At 59.0% G+C, this 17,749-nt stretch carries 15 protein-coding genes and 1 tRNA gene; 11 read left to right on the forward strand and 5 right to left on the reverse strand.

The features are described 5' to 3' along the window. Positions 1–564 precede the first annotated feature (564 nt). Together QZ540_RS06125 and QZ540_RS06130 are read right to left on the reverse strand one after the other, a co-directional pair. Positions 565–1,293, reverse strand: a complete 729-nt coding sequence (locus QZ540_RS06125; protein WP_294628482.1) for a metal-dependent hydrolase — start codon at positions 1,291–1,293, stop codon at positions 565–567. Between the two features lie 138 nt (positions 1,294–1,431). Further along, on the reverse strand, positions 1,432–1,659 hold the full coding sequence (locus QZ540_RS06130) for a hypothetical protein (RefSeq protein WP_005506080.1): 228 nt from the start codon (positions 1,657–1,659) through the stop codon (positions 1,432–1,434). A 286-nt stretch (positions 1,660–1,945) separates the two neighbouring features. Here QZ540_RS06130 and QZ540_RS06135 point away from each other — a divergent pair, with 286 nt between their 5' ends. The 6 genes from QZ540_RS06135 (at position 1,946) to QZ540_RS06160 (ending at position 7,386) form a co-directional block, all read left to right on the forward strand. Next, on the forward strand, positions 1,946–2,662 hold the full coding sequence (locus tag QZ540_RS06135) for a beta-ketoacyl-ACP reductase (RefSeq protein WP_294628484.1): 717 nt from the start codon (positions 1,946–1,948) through the stop codon (positions 2,660–2,662). A 72-nt stretch (positions 2,663–2,734) separates the two neighbouring features. After that, the gene (locus QZ540_RS06140; protein ID WP_049353098.1) at positions 2,735–3,478 is read left to right on the forward strand and encodes an SDR family oxidoreductase; all 744 of its coding nucleotides are present in this window, start codon (positions 2,735–2,737) and stop codon (positions 3,476–3,478) included. 189 nt (positions 3,479–3,667) lie between these two features. Next, entirely contained in the window at positions 3,668–4,456 is a 789-nt protein-coding gene (locus QZ540_RS06145; RefSeq protein WP_294628486.1) for an ABC transporter ATP-binding protein, read from the forward strand. Then, positions 4,453–5,331 (forward strand): RNA methyltransferase, encoded by an 879-nt coding sequence (locus QZ540_RS06150; RefSeq protein ID WP_294628488.1) that lies wholly within the window; start codon positions 4,453–4,455, stop codon positions 5,329–5,331. The genes QZ540_RS06145 and QZ540_RS06150 overlap by 4 nt, the downstream gene beginning before the upstream one ends. A 253-nt stretch (positions 5,332–5,584) precedes the next feature. After that, positions 5,585–5,839, forward strand: a complete 255-nt coding sequence (locus QZ540_RS06155) for a type B 50S ribosomal protein L31 (protein ID WP_005506069.1) — start codon at positions 5,585–5,587, stop codon at positions 5,837–5,839. A gap of 326 nt (positions 5,840–6,165) precedes the next feature. Continuing rightward, positions 6,166–7,386, forward strand: coding sequence for an LCP family protein (locus QZ540_RS06160; RefSeq protein ID WP_294628490.1), 1,221 nt, complete (start codon positions 6,166–6,168; stop codon positions 7,384–7,386). Positions 7,387–7,600: 214 nt separating this feature from the next. Here QZ540_RS06160 and QZ540_RS06165 read toward each other — a convergent pair whose 3' ends face one another. Both QZ540_RS06165 and pepN read right to left on the reverse strand, forming a co-directional pair. Beyond that, positions 7,601–8,860: a hypothetical protein gene (locus QZ540_RS06165; protein ID WP_294628492.1), complete on the reverse strand. Its 1,260-nt coding sequence runs from the start codon at positions 8,858–8,860 to the stop codon at positions 7,601–7,603. Positions 8,861–9,245: 385 nt separating this feature from the next. Then, the gene (pepN, locus tag QZ540_RS06170; RefSeq protein WP_294628494.1) at positions 9,246–11,918 is read right to left on the reverse strand and encodes an aminopeptidase N; all 2,673 of its coding nucleotides are present in this window, start codon (positions 11,916–11,918) and stop codon (positions 9,246–9,248) included. 222 nt (positions 11,919–12,140) lie between these two features. Here pepN and QZ540_RS06175 point away from each other — a divergent pair. Beyond that, positions 12,141–12,226: transfer RNA gene (locus QZ540_RS06175), tRNA-Leu, on the forward strand. 187 nt (positions 12,227–12,413) lie between these two features. Here the strand turns inward: QZ540_RS06175 and QZ540_RS06180 are convergent. Beyond that, complete coding sequence (locus QZ540_RS06180; RefSeq protein WP_294628497.1) at positions 12,414–13,499, reverse strand: 2,3-butanediol dehydrogenase; 1,086 nt, start codon at positions 13,497–13,499, stop codon at positions 12,414–12,416. Positions 13,500–13,838: 339 nt separating this feature from the next. Here QZ540_RS06180 and QZ540_RS06185 point away from each other — a divergent pair, with 339 nt between their 5' ends. From QZ540_RS06185 to recO, 4 genes are all read left to right on the forward strand, one after another. Further along, positions 13,839–15,428 (forward strand): amidohydrolase, encoded by a 1,590-nt coding sequence (locus tag QZ540_RS06185; RefSeq protein WP_294628499.1) that lies wholly within the window; start codon positions 13,839–13,841, stop codon positions 15,426–15,428. A 277-nt stretch (positions 15,429–15,705) separates the two neighbouring features. After that, positions 15,706–16,665, forward strand: a complete 960-nt coding sequence (locus tag QZ540_RS06190) for an L-lactate dehydrogenase (protein ID WP_294628501.1) — start codon at positions 15,706–15,708, stop codon at positions 16,663–16,665. A gap of 342 nt (positions 16,666–17,007) precedes the next feature. Continuing rightward, positions 17,008–17,283: a hypothetical protein gene (locus QZ540_RS06195; RefSeq protein ID WP_049354637.1), complete on the forward strand. Its 276-nt coding sequence runs from the start codon at positions 17,008–17,010 to the stop codon at positions 17,281–17,283. A gap of 182 nt (positions 17,284–17,465) precedes the next feature. Continuing rightward, positions 17,466–17,749, forward strand: a 284-nt coding sequence (gene recO / locus QZ540_RS06200; protein WP_294628504.1) for a DNA repair protein RecO, incomplete at its 3' end; no start/stop codon positions are given.

Consider the following 17,749-nt stretch of genomic DNA (forward strand, 5'->3'; position numbering starts at 1 on the left):
TGTGGTGTAATTGCTTTCCCGTGCATGTGATTTGTGGGTTCTGACACACGAAACTCGCGGCGTATTTGACGGGAAAACATGTTGCCTTGTGGGTTTTTCCGGGTGAAAGAAAAGCTATCAGTCGATATTTCAGGGGGTCTGTGTGGGCTTTTTGAATTTTTCGTGTGTCTCTACATACATTGTGGGAAAAATGGTAGAAACACAACATGTACGAGGCGTAGACTTATAACTGTTCCCGCCATTGCGAGGACGCAAATGCGAAACACTAGGGCTCACTACCGATGGTGAGCTAACGCGGGGGAGAAGAGATTCCCGCCCGCTCACGAAGGAGAACTACCAATGCACAACACTGAGTTCGAGAAGTACCCCACCTCCGGTGAAGAGAACGTTGAGGTTGACGTCTTCTGGCCCATCCAGGACGCTTAATCTCTCACCCCGATAGGTCGGGATAAGGATTAGAAAAGCGCCCCGCCGCTTCCGTAAGGGAAGTGACGGGGCGCTTTGCTGTCTAAATTCTGTTATCTGAACGCTACTGTCTGAGTCATGTTGCCTGAGCTCTGTACGTTATGCGGCGTGAATACCCAGCCCAAACATTTGCAGGGGGTATTCGGTAAAGCCCATCATGGCTGCCGCGTACCAGGCAACGTATCCGGTCAGCACTAGAACGAGCGTCTTCTCGCGCACGCTACCGGCATCACCCAGAATGGGCAGTGCCATATAGCCGCTCTTCTTCCACAAGGGGGAAGCCACCAGGGGTTTGATGACAATGGGGTAGAGGGGTAGCAGTCCGCGGGTGGTGAATAGGTCACCAATCAGGTGAATCGTGGCTCCGACTGAAATAGCCCAGGGGAGTAGTGCCAGCGAATCGGTCGTGTAGGCGGCGTATCCGAGGGCGACGGCACCGATCCATCCACCCGGTGCACCGAGCACGCGCAATGCCAGACCGCCCGAGAACGCGGCAAGAAGCAGTGAAGCCCAGGGGATTCCGTTATAGCTCAGGTTGGCGCTGAAATAGGCAACCGCCCAGAAGGCCACCAGACCCAAAATGGAGTGCGTTCCCTTGCGGTGCCCGCCGCTGACTGCTCCGACAAGCCGTGCTACCCAGCGTGAAATGGGCGGAATGGAGTTGGCGATACTGCCGTTGTGGTGGTCAATATCCGGTAGCATACCCGCACCGGCGCACGCCAGGGTGGTCACAATGAGGGTGGGGGTATCGGGAACCTGCACCACTCCCGTCTCGACGAGCACTAGCCAGCCAGCCGCGGCGCTGACGGTGTGTGAATAGCCCATCATGGGGAGGTGCCTCCTTGGGTGTGATGACTCTGTGTCCCGGGATGCTATACCCGAATGTATTAGAACAAATATAGCATATATCGAAATTACTTTCGATAGTGCTTGGGATGCCACCTCAGCCAGAGACCTCAGTCGGCGCTATCCCTCAAACGGCAGAGTCTGCTTCCAGAACTCGCGCTCGCGCAGGTAGTTCTCCAGCCAGCCCACGTGCTCGGAGCATGCCAGCCAAATCTTGCGGCGCTCGGGGGTGTGCACCTTCGGGTTGTTCCAGAGCAGCTGAAATTCTGCAGCCTGCTGGCAGCCCTTGCGGGAGCACTTGGCGTACTCGGGCTGTGCGTCCTGTGAGAGTGAGCCGAGCAGATCCATGTCTTCTTATCCTTACTATTGCGCCTCTACGTGCGGTGTTATTCCGTGCCCGCGCAACCCCGCAGAAAAGGGGTGCGGGTTGTTCCGCTTCAGCTAGTGTACGCGCCCGATGAGGCATGTAAAAGAAGGGGAGCGGGCGTTCAGTACCCAAGAGCGGAGTGTAGCCTGCGGCACCATCACCCTAAAACGCGGTAAAATAAGGTTCGACTGTCCATCCGTCCACACCCCGACCGCGGAGCCGCTGCATCGGCTCCGATTGCGAGGGGTCGACTCATCAAGGAAGCTCATGAGCGAGAACACTCCCAAGACCGTGCTGGTCACCGGCGGCAACCGAGGCATCGGCTACGAAATTGCCAAGGAATTCCAGGCAGCAGGCCACAACGTCTGCATCACCTACCGCAGCGGTGAAGCCCCCGAAGAATTTTTCGCAGTCAAGGCAGATGTGCGCGATGCCGACAGCATTAACGAAGCTTTCAAGGAAATTGAAGCAGAATTCGGCCCCGTGGAGGTGCTGGTCGCCAACGCAGGTATCACCCGCGACATGCTGCTGATGCGCATGAAGGAATCCGACTTCACCGACGTGATCGACACCAACCTGACCGGTTCCTTCCGCGTGGTTCAGCGCGCTATCAAGGGCATGCTGAAGCTCAAGCGCGGCCGCATCATCCTCGTTTCCTCCGTGGTGGGTCTGTACGGTTCCCCCGGCCAGGTCAACTACTCCGCATCTAAGGCGGCACTGGTTGGTATGGCACGCTCCATCACCCGCGAGCTGGGCGGCCGTAACATCACCGCGAACGTGGTGGCACCGGGCTTCATTAACACCGCAATGACTGAGGTTCTGCCCGAGGAAACCAAGAAGAACTACCTCGCATCCATCCCGGCTGGCCGTTTCGCGGAGGCGGAAGAGGTTGCTCGCGTGATTCGCTGGATCGCATCCGATGAAGCTAGCTACATTTCTGGCGCTGTCATCCCCGTCGATGGCGGCCTGGGTATGGGTCACTAACCCCACCCCGTACGGACTGCATGAAGTGCCCGAGTGTGGGCGCACCCTTTCTAAACCTAAGGACATAAAACTATGGCACAGCTGACCGGCAAGACCATTATCATCACCGGCTCCTCCCGCGGCGTTGGCGCAGACACCGCACAGATTCTCGCCGCTGAGGGCGCGAACATTGTGGTGAACTACCGTTCCAAGGCACCGCGCGCAAACAAGATCGTCAAGGCTATTGAAGAGGCTGGCGGCAAGGCAGTTGCAGTGCAGGCTGACGTGACCAAGGCTGAGGACCTGCAGAACCTGGTCAACACCGCTGTGGAGACCTTCGGTTCCCTGGACTACCTGATTCTGAACGCTTCGGGCGGCATGGAGACCGGCATGGGCGAGGACTACGCAATGCGCCTGAACCGCGACGCACAGCTGAACCTGGCACGCCTGGCTGCAGAGAAGATGCCCGAGGGCGCACGCATCGTGTTCGTGACCAGCCACCAGGCACACTTCATCCGCGAAGTTGAGACCATGGACGAATACAAGCCCGTCGCAGAGTCCAAGCGCGCTGGCGAAGACGCACTGATCGCTGAGATTCCTGCACTCTCCGAGAAGGGTATCTCCCTGGTCGTGGTATCCGCTGACATGATTGAAGGCACAGTCACCGCAACCCTGCTGAACCGCCTGCACCCCGGCGCTATTGAGCAGCGCCGCGAGACTGCCGGCAAGCTCTACACCGTCAACGAGTTCGCGCAGGAAATCGCGAAGATGGTCACCGCAGACGTTGAGACCGGCCACGTTGAGCTGGTCGGCGGCGCACGCGGCTTCATCGACTAATACCTCTGTTGCTTCAGGTGCCGTTACGGACGCGCTCACGCCTTCCGTGACGGCACCTGTAGCCCCTTATTCTTTGCGTGAGGAACCCAATGTGGGGTACCCACGCACTATGCGCTCACTGCACCGGCAACCAAGCTAGGTTGCGGGGTGGGGCGCATCCCATCCATCTAACTCACTGGAAGAAGAACCATGAGCACCGTACTCAACCTTCAGAATGTCTCCGTGATTCGCGGCGGCCGCAAGATTCTCAACGACGTTTCCTGGACTGTGAACGAAGGTGAACGCTGGGTTGTTCTGGGCCCCAACGGCGCCGGTAAGTCCACTCTGCTGTCGATTGCGGCAGCTCGCCTGCACCCGACCAGCGGCGAGGTTGAAATCCTTGACGAGACCCTCGGCGCTGTTGACGTGTTCGACCTGCGCCCGCGCATTGGTCTGTCCTCCGGTGCTTCGGCTAGCCAGATTCCCGCCAACGAGAAAGTTTCCGACGTTGTCGTGACTGCAGCGTACGCTGTGTCCGGCCGTTGGAAGGAAGAATACGACGTCATGGATGACGAGCGTGCCACCGAGCTGCTGGCTGACTGGGGCGTTGACACCCTCGCTGACCGCACCTTCGGCTCCCTCTCCGACGGCGAGCGCAAGCGTGCACTGATTGCTCGCGCACTGATGACCGACCCCGAGCTGCTGCTGCTGGACGAGCCCGGCGCAGGCATGGACATTTCCGGTCGTGAGGACCTGGTCGAGCGCCTGACCGCGCTTGCCGCTGACCCCTACGCACCGGCTACCGTGCTCATCACCCACCACCTTGAGGAAATCCCGGCGGGCTTCACCCACGCCCTGCTGGTCCGTGACGGCGGCGTGGTCGCTGCAGGCCCGATCCTGTCCACCATTACCGAGGCTAACCTCGCCGCAACCTACGACATGGACCTGGCTCTGACCGTCACCTCCGCGGGTCGTTACTCCGCATTCAAGCGCGCATGAGCCGAGGCCCCAAGCAGCTGAGCGCCGAACAGATCGCTGAGCGTGCCGAGCGTGTCTACGCCATCGAGTCGGTCACGGCTCTGGCGCAGGCACCCGAGCAGGCTCTGCGCTACTACACGCAGCTGACCGATGTGAAGCTCCGTAGCGCCATGGAGCCGCAGTGGGGTATCTACATTGCGGAGTCCTCGAAGGTGATTCGTCGTGCGCTCGCTGCCGGTCATCAGCCCGTTTCTTTCCTGATGAGTGAGAAATGGGCTGATGATTTGGCGGATGTTCTGTGCGCCCATCCTGACACTCCCGCGTATGTGGGTAGTGAGGAACAGTTGGAGCAGGTGACCGGTTTTCATCTGCATCGTGGCGCTCTGGCGGCGATGGCTCGCCCGGCACCGCAGCCCCTGGAGCAGTTGTTGCAGGGGGCGTCTCGCGTGGCGATCCTGGAAGATATTGTGGACCACACGAATGTGGGCGCTATCTTCCGTTCGGCTGCCGCGCTGGATGTAGATGTAGTGCTGGTGACTCCGCGATGTGCCGACCCGCTGTATCGCCGTTCGATTCGCGTGTCGATGGGTACTGTTTTTCAGGTGCCGTGGGCTCGATTGGAGTCGTGGCCTGCCGACCTGCAGACCCTGCATGAGCTGGGCTTTAAGAGCGCGGCGCTCGCATTGGAAGAGGACTCTCTCACCCTGGAGGAGCTGTCTGCACGCCGGGATGAGAAGCTGGCGCTGATTCTGGGTACGGAGGGGCACGGCCTGTCGCCGCGTACCCTAGCGGCGTGTGACGATACGGTGATGATTCCGATGTCGCACGGCGTGGATTCTTTGAACGTTGCGGCAGCGAGCGCCGTGGCGTTCTGGGAGACTCGCCCGCGTTCATAACCTGAGTTCCTAGCTTGATTCTTAACCCGCGTGAGCACCTTCTTCGGGTGCCCTTGCGGCACCTAGGTTGGTGCCTGTGAGGGAACGTACTGGGATTTAATCCGTGAAGGTGGTACCCTTAATGGGTTGTGCGCGCCCTATGCGTGCACAATGGTGATGCGCTCTGAGATTTTCTCGATAGCTGCACATCGAAAAACCTACTCCATCTATATAAGGGCTACTGGCAAAATCCAGTAGCAGAAGAAGGTAATCAATGAAGGCAGAAATCCACCCGGACTACAACCTGGTTCTGTTCCGCGACCTCGCATCCGGCAAGGTCTTCCTGACCCGTTCCACCATGACCTCGGACAAGACCGAGAAGTGGGAAGACGGCAACGAGTACCCGATCGTCGAGGTTGAAATCTCGTCCGAGTCGCACCCGTTCTACACCGGTAAGCAGCGCATCATGGACTCCGCAGGTCGCGTCGAGCGCTTCAACGCACGCTTCGGCAACTTCGGCAAGAAGTAAATCTTCTTTCCCAGTTTTGCTTTTTAGCGAAATCAATGCCCCGTTCTCCTTGGTTTTCAGGGAGGCGGGGCATTGTGCGTTCTGCGAACCATCGCAGAATAGCTCGCGCGAACGTGAGGAAAGTTGTAATGTAAAACCTTTCGTTCACTGGTGCGTAGACCCGCTGACGGCGTTACAATGGGAAAGTATTTTGCGAGCTGTGCATTTTCTGTGCCCTCCAGCACCGCCCCATATCGGCGGGTTATTTTCCGGCTCTCTGCACTCTAGAGACTTCGCTGGATGCGCCGCGCACCTCGCGTATCACCACCTCAAACAAAGGACAACCTATGAGCGACGCTCACTCTGAACCGTCGCAGAAGAAGAAATGGGTCAAGCGTATTCTGCTGATCCTGCTGATTCTTCTGCTGGTTATTACCCTCGGTATTGGTTTCTTTATCTGGCGTGCTGGCCACACCTGGGATAGCAAGACCGAGAAGTTCGACTCCATCACTAAGGTGGATGAAGACCAGGCCAAAATTAAGGAGCAGCTTGGCGAGGCTAAGAAGCTCAACGTGACGGAGCTGAAGGCTCCGACCGTGACCAACTCGGATACTGGCAAGAACGGCACTAACGCTAACGGCGCTAACGGTAGCGACGGTTCCGCAAATGGCGGATCTGATGCTGCTGCGGCTCTCGCGGCGAACGCCAGCGAGCACGATAAGGACGGCGACGGCATCCTGGATGACGGTTACAGCTACGATGTCGTGAAGGGCCCCGGTAAGAACATTCTGCTGCTCGGTAGTGACACCCGTTCCGGTTCTGAAGCTGCTCAGGTGAGTGGCTCCCGTGCGGACAGCATCATGCTCATGCACATCCCGGCTGACGGCAAGGGCGTGTACCTGGTCTCGATTATGCGTGATACCTGGGTGAACATCCCCGGCTACGGTTCGGCAAAGATTAACGCGGCGCTGAACTATGGCGGTATCTCTCTGCAGGTGGCAACCGTTGAGAACCTGCTGGGCATCAAGATTGATCACGTGGCTGAGATTGAGTTCGAGGGCTTCAAGGCTCTGGTGAACTCCGTTGGTGGCGTGGACGTTCAGGTCCCCTTCAACTTTGATATCAACATTTGGTCCTTCAAGCAGGGTATGCAGCACATGGATGGTGGCGCGGCACTTGCGTTCGTGCGTGCTCGTTACCAGTTCGCTGATGGTGACTACCAGCGTGTTCGTAACCAGCGTGCGTTCCTGCGCGGCCTGTACAACACGATGAAGGCGAAGGGCGCGTTGAGCAACGTGGGTTCGTTCCAGTCTGCTGTTGAGTCTATTGCAGGTTACATGCGTGTGGACTCTGGCCTGGATGCGGCGCAGATCGCTCAGATTGCGGCTCCGGTGCTGACCAGTGGTGACACCACGATGCGTATGACCACCCTGCCGAACGCGGGTCCGGGTTGGTCTTACGACGGTCAGTCGATTGTTATCGTGAACCAGGCTGCGAACGCTAACCTGTCCTATGCTTTGCAGCATGACAGCATGGATCAGTTCATGGCGACTTATGGTCAGGACTAAGATCTGACTCCTTGCGGGGGTGAAAGCTGATGAGGCTTTCACCCCCGCTGGTTTTAACTGGCCCTCCCGCGTGCGCGTGGTGAGCAGGATAAAGAAGCTCAGACTGGAGAGCACACGAGGGCACACAAAGGGGCGGCTACCTCACCGTGATGGTGGGGTAGTCGCCCCCTTTTGTATCTTTGCGTTGTATCTTTACGCTCTGTCGTGGAGGAGTTTATGCCTTCGAGTCTGCCTCTTCTTCAGCCTCGTCGGTCTCTTCGTATTCTTCCTCGTACTCGTCGTAGGCTTCGTAGTCATCGTAGTAGGGCTGGCGACCAAAGTAGAAGGCAACTGCCGCGACAGCGCCACCCAGAATCGCGATGAGGATGCCGAGCATCGGGGTCCACAGCATCGAGATCAGGCCGGCGACCAGAACTGCGAGGCCTGCACCCTTAACCAGATTCAGAAGACGCTCACGTTCGGAGGGCTCGTAGTATTCCTCTTCCTCAATGCTGTACTCGATGGCAGGCTTCTCTGCGGCGGGTTCGCTGCGGGTCGGCTCGGGGGTGGAGGAACCACCGGTCAGGGAGCTCATGAAACCGCGACGCTTCTTCGGAGCCTGCTGTGCGGAGGATTCCAGGTAGTGGCGTTCGCCTTCGGTGGGTACGAATGCCGGGGGCACCTCGTAGTCTTCACCAACGGGCAGTAGAGCCGGAACGTTGTTGGGCAGAGTCTCGTACCATTCCTGCGGAATATCTGCTGGGCGTGCAGCCTGAACGGTCAGCGAAAGTTCGAGGGTGTTACCGCGAATGGTGCCCCACGCGCTGGTGAGGCGGTCGTTCTCAAACGCGTAGCGAATCACGGGCGTCAGCTGCTCAGACATCTGGGTGCTCAGGCGGCCCACGAGCTTGCGGTCGTGGCGCACCTCAACGCTGTCAACGAAGCGGCCGTCGGAGGTCTTCAGCTGGTTAGCTTCCAGAGTCAGAATCACGCGGCCTTCACCGCTGGGCGGCAGGATGCTGTGCAAGTATTCGGAGTGTTCCTTCTCGTCGAGCACCTTCATGGACGGGCCCTGGGGCAGCAGGGTCGCACGGGTCGGTGCATCGTTGAGGGGGAAGAGGGACCCGGGTGCGGACAGGGAGAGCACACCGGTGCTCTTCACGTGCATGCCGCCGCCTTCAGCGCGCACGGCAACAGCGGAAAGCTGCAGGTGCGCGATGGGCTCGTAGCCGGAGGCGACCACGCGGGTAATGGAATCCCAGTACGCGGCGGAGTCCTCCACGCTCATGCGGCCTACCTTGAACTCGTCAATGTAGACGGCGATGCTATTGGGCTCGTAGGGGTTATCCGGTTCGGGCACGAGACGCGCTTCACCGTACCAGATACGTTCACGGTCGATGTGCAGTTCCTCAAAAATTTGGAGGGTTTCTGCTTCGTAGTAATCATCGGTGACAATGTCAACGCTACCGCGGTCACCGAGTGCGTAATCGACCACTGAAAACTCCTTCTGATATGTCTAAGCGAGCGGATACCTAGTCTATTCTCTCATGCTTTCAGAGCGGACAGTTCACAAAAAAGGGGTGACATTTATCTGTCTTTTAGCACCGGGTGCATATAGTTTTGTGTCCCAGTGAAACTGCCCCGGTAATGAGTGCCCACGTCAGTGTGTGAACCGCCGCATGAGGGAAATATTTAGAGGGCACACCGCCGCTGTGAATTCTATAGATGAGTCAGAAAAAGACCACCGCCCGGCACGCTCCCGGTGCGTTACCGGGAGCGTGCCGAACGGCAGTCTCTCACAGCGGGTTGAGAACCTGGCGGGGGGGGGACCTAGTCTAGGTACCGGCTACACCCCGCCTCAGCTACTCAAACCATGCAACTTAGTCCTGCAGGGAGGCGTTGAACTTCTGAGCCACAATCGAACGGCGGCCGTGATCCTGAGCCTCCAGAACCAGACGACGCAGAGCCGAAGGAGCGTCAGGGTTCGCCTCCAGCCAACGCTGAGCCAGCGCCACGGAGGGGTTACCCTCAACACCCAGACCTTCGGTGGAGCCGGTGTTGTACGGAGCCTTCGGGTACAGGCCACGCACAATGCGGGTTGCCATACCAATCGAACGGGACGCCCAGAGGGGCAGCAGAGCCTCGAAGTAGGAGTCGTAGTAGGACTCACGCAGCTCAACCGGACCGCGAGCAAAACCGTTAATGGTCGAAGCCAGAGCGTCGTTCGACAGCGACTCGTCTTCCATGATGGTCTTGTATGCGGCAGCCTTACGCTCAGCAGAGGGCAGGGCAGCAATCGCGTACGCGTAACCGTTCGAAGAAATCGAGGAGGGGCTGTACTTAGCCGCACGGTCCAGATCCTCAACGGTCACCAGGTTGCGGCTTGCGAGCGCACCCAGTGCACTCCAACCCAGGTTCTGGTCGTAAGGAATACCGGTTGCGTCAGCAATATCGCCGGTGGTGTCTTCGAACGCACCGCGGGCAATGTCGCGGCAGAGCTCTTCACCCTTGGTCGCGTTGGTGGAGACCGAAATCAGGCCGCGCAGCAGGATCAGCTGCTCATCGGAGCCGGGCTTAGCCTGTGCCAGTGCGGCTGCGAATGCGTCATAAAGAGCGTCGTAGAGGCGCTCGCGGCCGGTGGGTGCGGAGAAGGTTGCGATAGCGACCTGTGCGTTGTTGACCATGGTGCCCAGCAGGGATGCGCTCGGCTCCTTGGAGACATTGCGGACCACTGCGTCGACGTAGGTGGTGACGGGCAGGCGGGCATCGCGCACGTTCTCCCAGAGGGAGCCCCAGATGAGGCCGCGGGAGAGTGCGGACTCGAGGGTGGAGACACCTTCGATAGCTGCCTGCAAGCCGTCTTCGTCGGTCAGGGCAACCTTAGCGTAGGTGTGGTCCTCTGCGTTGAGCATGAGCAGGTCTGCTTCGCCAACGAGCTTCTTCTGCTCGTCGGTAAGCTCCACACGGTACTCGGAGACGGGCTCTGCCGGGTACTCGAGGGAGAGCAGGCCGGTGGAGACGAGCTTGCCGTCGGTCAGCGCGAAGGTTTCCAGCTTTGCCACGTGGGGGCGGCCCAGACCTGCGGGCTGCTGTGCGGGCAGTTCCTGGGTGAGGATCAGGTCGGTGAGCTGACCGTCTTCGTTGTAGACACGCTTGGTGCCCAGCGCGGACACGCCGGAGGTCTGCAGCCATGCGTTAGCCCATGCCTGCATATCGCGGCCGGAGACCTCGTTGAGTACCTGCAGGAAGTCGTTCAGGGAGGTGTTGCCCCACTCGAAGCGCTTGAAGTACACGCGTGCTGCTTCGATGAAGGTGTCGAAGCCGACGTAGGCGACCAGCTGCTTGAGCACGGATGCACCCTTTGCGTAGGTGATGCCGTCGAAGTTCTGCGATGCTGCTTCCAGGTGGGGGATGTCAGCGACGATGGGGTGGGTGGTGGGCAGCTGGTCCTGCATGTATGCCCATGCCTTGCGGTTGTTCGCGAAGGTGACCCATGCGTCGTTGAAGTTGTTGGCTTCCTTAGCGCCGAGGGTGCCCATGAAGTCTGCGAAGGATTCCTTGAGCCACAGGTCGTCCCACCACTTCATGGTGACGAGGTCGCCGAACCACATGTGTGCCATTTCGTGGCAGATGGTGTTGGTGCGGCCTTCGAGGTCGTCCTCGGTTGCGCCGGAGACGAAGATGTAGTCTTCGGTGAAGGTGACCAGGCCGGGGTTCTCCATTGCGCCGATGTTGTATTCGGGCACGAATGCCTGCTCGTACTTGGGGTACGGGTAGGGGTAGTCGAAGAGGTCCTGGAAGAAGTCCAGGCCATTTTCGGTGACCTTGAAGATGTGGTCGTAGTCGAAGTGCGGCTTGAGGGACTGGCGGCAGTAGACGACCAGGGGAATGTCACCGCTGTTGACCTTGCTCTTGGGCTTGTAGGTGGTGGTTGCGGTGAAGTATTCGCCGGCGACGATTGCGGTGATGTAGGTGGAGATCTTTGCGGTGGGGGAGAAGACTCGCTTGGTGATGGAGTCGTCGGTGGGGTCTACGACCTGGGATTCGAGTACGCCGTTGGAGCTGACAACCCAGTCCTTGGGTGCGGTGATGCGGAAGTTGAAGACTGCCTTCAGGTCGGGCTGCTCGAAGTTCGGGAAGACTCGGCGGCAGTCGGAGGGTTCGTACTGGGTGTACAGGTAGACGCGACCGTCGGAGGGGTCGAAGTAGCGGTGCATACCTTCGCCGGAGCGGGAGTAGTAGGAGCGACCGTGGATGGTGAGCACGTTTTCAGCCTGCAGGTTGGGCAGGGTGATACGTGCGCCGTTGACGACATCTGCCAGGTTCAGTTCGGTGCCGTTGAGCTTAACGGAGTCGACGCTGTGGTGGATGTAGTCGATGAAGGTTTCTGCGCCGGGGGTGTTGCAGGAGAATCGGACGGTGGTGACGGTGGGGTAGGACTCGAATTCGGGGTCCTTGGCGTTAGTCAGGTCGACATGCACGTCGTAGGTGTCGACACTGATGAGAGCCGAACGTTCTGCGGCTTCTTCGCGGGAGAGGTTCTCATTATTCATGCTTTTTATTCTAGTCGTTATGACCGAAAATATGGCAGTTGAGTGGGCGTGCCGGTCATATTACTCAAGGTGCGAGAAGATCACCCGTGGTGTGGGGAACCAACCAACCTCTAATATGTGATGCAGAACATACTCTTTCGATTTGCGGAGTACCCAGAAAGCCCGTATAGTATTACGTGTTGCTTCGAACGGCACCGAAAGGAAAACGTTCGAAAGTCACCTGCGCGGGTGGCGGAATAGGCAGACGCGCTAGCTTGAGGTGCTAGTCCTCGTATTAGAGGGTGGGGGTTCAAGTCCCCCCTCGCGCACAGATAATCCCCGGTTCTTCGGAACCGGGGATTTTTGTATGCCCGGTAAAATATGCCCGGTAAAAAACGCACAAAAAAGTAGTGGGGTGAGGCTCCTCGAAAGGAACCTCACCCCACGCTAGCTACGCTAAGGAAGCTAGAAGAGCAGCTGCATCAGCTGAAACTGAATTACTCAGCACTCAGAGAATTACTCAGCCAGACGCTCCGGGTCGGTGGTGACCAGAATCTTCACAGCGGTCTCGTTGTGGTGAATCAGGGTGTCGATGCCCTTGTCGATCAGGTCTTCCACAGCAATCTTGCCGGTGATGAAGGGCTTGAGGTCAATCTTGCCCGACTCAACGAGCTTGATGGTCTCCGGGTGGGAGTTCACGTATGCGATGGTGCCGCGGATATCGAGCTCCTTGAGCACAACCTTCTGAACATCCAGGGAAGCGGGCTTACCCCAAATGGAGACGATGACGACCTTACCGGTGGGCTTGAGAGCATCCAGAATCAGGTCCAGTGCGGGCTGAACGGAGGTGCACTCGAACGCGATGTCAGCGCCACGGCCGTCGGTCAGCTTGTGAATCTCAGCCAGAACGTCAACCTCTGCGGGGGAGAAAGCGTAGTCAGCAACGCCGGAGTCTAGAGCCTTCTGGCGGCGCAGCGGGGACAGCTCGGAGATGATGACCTTAGCGCCCTTAGCCTTCAGAACTGCGGAGGTCAGCAGACCGATGGGGCCAGCACCGGTGACCAGTGCGAATGCGCCCTCTTCGAACTCGCCTGCACGCTCAACAGCGTGGTAGCCAACGCTCAGCGGCTCAATCAGTGCAGCTTCGTCCAGGGGAATGGTGTTGGGGATCTTGTGAACCCAGCGACGCTTGACAGCGACCTTCTCGGACAGGCCACCACCGCGACCTGCCAGGCCGATGAAGTTCATGTCCTTGGACAGGTGGTAGTCCTTGGAGTCGGGGCCGGTGTAGACATCATCGCGAATGATGTAGGGCTCGACAACAACGTGGTCGCCAACCTGCAGGTCGTCTACGCCTTCGCCCAGTGCCTCAACAACACCGGAGAATTCGTGACCGAGGGTGACGGGGGAATCCTCACCAGAAATGGGGTGGGGGTGACCGTGCTGGGGGCAGAAGATGGGGCCGTCCAGGTATTCGTGCAGGTCGGTACCGCAAATACCGCACCATGCGACCTTGACCAGAACCTCGCCCGCAGCGGCTTCGGGTGCGGGGATGTCTTCAATGCGGATGTCGTTACGGTCGTAGAAGCGTGCTGCCTTCATGGGATGGAGCTCCTTAGCGTGGTTGTGGCGCTCACTGCGGTGTGTGCTTGCCGGTACGGTTCGCATCCATGGGTCTGTCACGGTATTGACAGAGGCCCAAACGACATGGTTTGGACCGGTTGTGAACTGTCCTGCCGGCATTCGCATCGCTAGCGCCGGATGGTGATGGGTGCGGCTGGATTGTCGCTCCCATGTGTTTAACGCTACTCCAATGAATCAAAGATTCCTAGGATATATACAAAATTTCTTTTATGTGACACAAATTTCTTTTTGGGTGTTTTCGACTCCATCACGCCCGACCCTCTAGCGCCCGGCGAGCGCAGACGGTAGCGTAGAAGCATGACTGACGCGAACGCCCAGGGCACCGCCGCCCACACCCAGCCCACTTCCGACGATTCTGCTCGAACGGTACCGAACCGACCCGCCGCAACAACCCGCCGATACGAGGTGCCCGATGCCGATTGCGTGCGCGGTAGCGAGTACTCCGAGATTCTTGCCCTCGAAACTGAACAGCGTAAGCGTGCCGCTGAGCACCGCCGCAAGCGCGGACACAAGCACCCCGACCATGCGCATCCCGAGCAGGAACGTAGTCACGGCGAGCGCCACGGTCATGGGGAGCACCACGAGCACGGAAAGAGTCACGGAAAGCATCACGGGCACCGCCTCGACGATGACAGCGGGTTGGCGCATATTCGCCGCGACCTCGCCGAATCCATCGCCACGCGCGCGGATTCTTTGACCGCAATTCTCAAGGCGATTCACGCGCATCCCGAGACTGCCTACGAGGAGTATTTCGCCTCCCGCACGCTCGTTGACGCCGTCCGCGAGGCCCACCCAAACCTCTCTGTCGAGTACCCCGCCTTCGGTCTAGATACCGCCTTTAAAGTGGAGCTCACCAGCGCCGACTACGACCCCGCCAAGCATCGCACCATCGCGATTCTTTCCGAATACGACGCGCTGCCGGGCATCGGTCACGGCTGCGGCCACAACGTCATTGCGGTATCCGGTCTGGGTGCTTTCCTTGCCCTGGCGGATGCGCTCGCCGCCGGTCCCGAGGCGTTCAGCGGCAGGGTCCTCTACTACGGCACGCCCGCCGAAGAATCCGATGCCGGTAAGGAGCTGATGGCGCGCGCCGGTGCGTTCGAGCAGGTGGATGCCGCCATTATGGTGCACCCCTACTTTATGGATGTGGCTGATCAGGCGTGGTTGGGTCGCCGCGAATGCCGTGTGACCTACACGGGCGTGAGTGCGCACGCTTCCTCGCACCCGTTCATGGGTCGTAACGCCCTGGATGCGGCGAACCTGGCGTATCAGGGTTTGGGTTTGTTGCGTCAGCAGATTCCCGGTTCTGACCGTATTCACGCGATTATTGACCACGGCGGGGATGCCCCGAACCTGATTCCTGCCTCCGCGAGCCTGCACATTAATATCCGTTCTAAGCACGCGCCGACGCTGCGTGCGCTGTCGCGACGGGTTGAGGAGGTGCTGCGCGGTGCGGCGCTCATGGCTGGTGTGAGTGCGGAGGTGACTTGGGATTCTTCGCCGATGACCATGCCGGTGCGCACGAACCGCCCGCTGTTGAAGCGTTGGGTTTCGGCTCAGCGATCGGTGGGTCGTCACCCGTACCCGCCCGGCACGGTGAGCGACACGCTGGCGGCTTCGACCGATTTCGGTAATGTGAGCCTGCGTGTGCCCGGTATTCATCCGCTCATTCAGATTGCGCCCGAGGGTACCGGTATGCACACGGTGGAGTTCGCGCATTATGCGGACACTCCGGCGGCTGCAGATGCTGCCCTGGACGCGGCATTCGGGTTGGCTTCTGTAGCTTTGGACTTCCTTGTTGATGACGAATTGGCTCAGGCGGTCCGTGCCGATTTTGAGGCTTCCGGAGGCGCGGTAGACGTTGAGGGCTACTTTAGCGACATGTGACCTTGCTCAAAAGGTCAGAACGTCATTATTTGGTTTTATGAGTGAAAAACACCCCTCATAGCCCATAAAGTCACCAGCACCCATCGAAAAAAGCAAAATAACCCAACACAAAACGCAGAATCTGCGGCATAATAGAAAGTAACGAAGCGAGCCCACCGGGGGAGAACGCCCACCCTAAGGAAATTCAACTCTGAGGCACACACCCGCTTCCTTATAGACCCCGCGAGAATCCTCTCGCACCACACGGATAACTCTCACGAAAAGAGGGCATACAGCAATGAACGGTGTCAACAACCCCACCAAGCTCGGCGTCATCGGTGCAGGCGGCGTCGGTAGCGCAACCGCATACGCAGCTATGGTCCGCGGCTCCGCAGACGAAATCGTCCTGTACGACATCGACGGCAAGCGCGCACACGCTGAAGCACTGGACATCGCACACGGCGCAATGTTCGCACACGAAGCAACCGTAACCGGTGGCGACGACATCGAACTGCTGCGCGACTGCGACATGGTCATCATCACCGCTGGTGCTCGCCAGAAGCCCGGCCAGCCCCGCCTCGAACTGGCAGGCGCAAACGTCGCAATCCTCGAGAAGCTGCTGCCGAACATCCTGTCCGTAGCACCCAACGCGATCATCATGCTCGTCACCAACCCCTGTGACGTTCTCACCATCGTGGCTCAGAAGATTACCGGCCTGCCCGCAAACCGCGTGCTGTCCTCCGGTACCGTTCTGGACTCCTCCCGCCTGCGTTGGCTGATTGCTAACAAGGCTGGTGTCTCCATCAAGAGCGTTCACGCAAACGTTGTTGGTGAGCACGGCGACTCCGAGTTCCCCGTCTGGTCCGCAGCAAACATCGGTATGGTTCCCCTGACCGAGTGGGAGCAGGACGGCAAGCCCCTGTTCACCGAAGAGGTCCGCGCCGAGCTGGCAACCGAAGCTATGCGCGCAGCATACAAGGTCATCGAGGGCAAGGGTTCCACCAACTACGCAATCGGTATCTCCGGTGCACGTATCGCTGAGGCATTCCTCGGCGGCCAGAACGCAGTGCTGCCCGTCTCCACCACCATTGCAGGCGAGCTGTACGGCTTCAAGGACGTTGCACTGTCCCTGCCCACCATCGTGAACCGTGAGGGCATCCAGCGCGTGCTCGAGGTCCCCATGAACGAGGCTGAGCTGGCACAGCTGAAGGCATCCGCTGAGGCAATCCGCGCATCCGCAGCATCCCTCGGTTTCTAATTCTCTCGGGCTCAACCCGTAAGAAGCAACCATTCAGTAGGCGCAGCGTAGAGCTGAGCTAACCGACAGAAGAACCCGCCGCACCCGGCACCCGCTCCTTGAGGAGTAGGGAAGCTGGGGACGGCGGGTTCGCTGTGTCTGGGGTGGTATTTTTATGCGGTGCTTTATACGCCGCGTGCGTGCTTTGCTTTACCCTACTGGCTTTACCGCTTTGGCGTTCTCTATTATTGCCGCAATTTTATCTGCCACTTTACCTGCCGCGCCCGTTCACAGTTCCGCGTTTAAACCGCCGTATGACTGCCCGGCGCACACCATAGGCGCGTAGGTAGTAGAATAAATGGCATGAGCATTGATCCTCGCACTGAACTCACCCGCCTCCTTGACGCGCTGGAGGCGCACCTGACCGCCGTTGTTAACCGAAGCGGCGAGCACGACCCTGCCGTCGATGAGGCATACGTAGAAATCGCTAACGCCTTTGAAGCCTACGAAGATGCCCTCTTCGAGGCTCACAACGAGGTCACCCCCTTGAGCGTCTACGGTGATGAAGACGAGGATGACCTTGAAGAAATCCTCGACGATGAAGACGACATCGACGACGATATTGAGTACGAGGACTAAATAGCGCCTCGCCCATACGTTACGGACCGACCCCTGACCGGTACCCCTATGTGGGGTAATACGGCAGGGGTCGAACCGTACCCGCAACACCCCGCGCGGCTCTTGTTTGAGCTCCACTGAGCGGCCGCAGAAAACCTACCCACCAGATACCCACCGAGCATGTACCGAGAACGGAGACACCCGTGAGCGAACCCCGCACCTGGCGCGATGCCGCCCTCATCCTCCGCACCCAAAAACTCGGCGAAACCGACCGCATCATCATCATGCTCACCCGCGACGGCGGAATCACCCATGCCGTCGCCAAGGCTGTACGCAAACCCACCTCCAAGTTCGGTGGGCGACTCGAACCGTTCATGTACACCGACCTGTCTTTCAGCCGCGGTCGTACTAATCTGCACACTATTACCCAGGCGGCGACCCTGCACGCCTACACCGCGCCGATTATGGCGAACTACGATGCGTACAC

Source organism: uncultured Rothia sp., from assembly GCF_916049665.1.
Lineage (GTDB): Bacteria > Actinomycetota > Actinomycetes > Actinomycetales > Micrococcaceae > Rothia.

Excerpts from the sequence above, each read along its gene's own strand:
- QZ540_RS06125 (WP_294628482.1), bottom strand. The coding sequence starts at position 1,293 with ATGATGGGCTATTCACACACCGTCAGCGCCGCGGCTGGCTGGCTAGTG.
- QZ540_RS06130 (WP_005506080.1), bottom strand. The coding sequence starts at position 1,659 with ATGGATCTGCTCGGCTCACTCTCACAGGACGCACAGCCCGAGTACGCC.
- QZ540_RS06135 (WP_294628484.1), top strand. The coding sequence starts at position 1,946 with ATGAGCGAGAACACTCCCAAGACCGTGCTGGTCACCGGCGGCAACCGA.
- QZ540_RS06140 (WP_049353098.1), top strand. The coding sequence starts at position 2,735 with ATGGCACAGCTGACCGGCAAGACCATTATCATCACCGGCTCCTCCCGC.
- QZ540_RS06145 (WP_294628486.1), top strand. The coding sequence starts at position 3,668 with ATGAGCACCGTACTCAACCTTCAGAATGTCTCCGTGATTCGCGGCGGC.
- QZ540_RS06150 (WP_294628488.1), top strand. The coding sequence starts at position 4,453 with ATGAGCCGAGGCCCCAAGCAGCTGAGCGCCGAACAGATCGCTGAGCGT.
- QZ540_RS06155 (WP_005506069.1), top strand. The coding sequence starts at position 5,585 with ATGAAGGCAGAAATCCACCCGGACTACAACCTGGTTCTGTTCCGCGAC.
- QZ540_RS06160 (WP_294628490.1), top strand. The coding sequence starts at position 6,166 with ATGAGCGACGCTCACTCTGAACCGTCGCAGAAGAAGAAATGGGTCAAG.
- pepN (WP_294628494.1), bottom strand. The coding sequence starts at position 11,918 with ATGAATAATGAGAACCTCTCCCGCGAAGAAGCCGCAGAACGTTCGGCT.
- QZ540_RS06180 (WP_294628497.1), bottom strand. The coding sequence starts at position 13,499 with ATGAAGGCAGCACGCTTCTACGACCGTAACGACATCCGCATTGAAGAC.
- QZ540_RS06185 (WP_294628499.1), top strand. The coding sequence starts at position 13,839 with ATGACTGACGCGAACGCCCAGGGCACCGCCGCCCACACCCAGCCCACT.
- QZ540_RS06190 (WP_294628501.1), top strand. The coding sequence starts at position 15,706 with ATGAACGGTGTCAACAACCCCACCAAGCTCGGCGTCATCGGTGCAGGC.
- QZ540_RS06195 (WP_049354637.1), top strand. The coding sequence starts at position 17,008 with ATGAGCATTGATCCTCGCACTGAACTCACCCGCCTCCTTGACGCGCTG.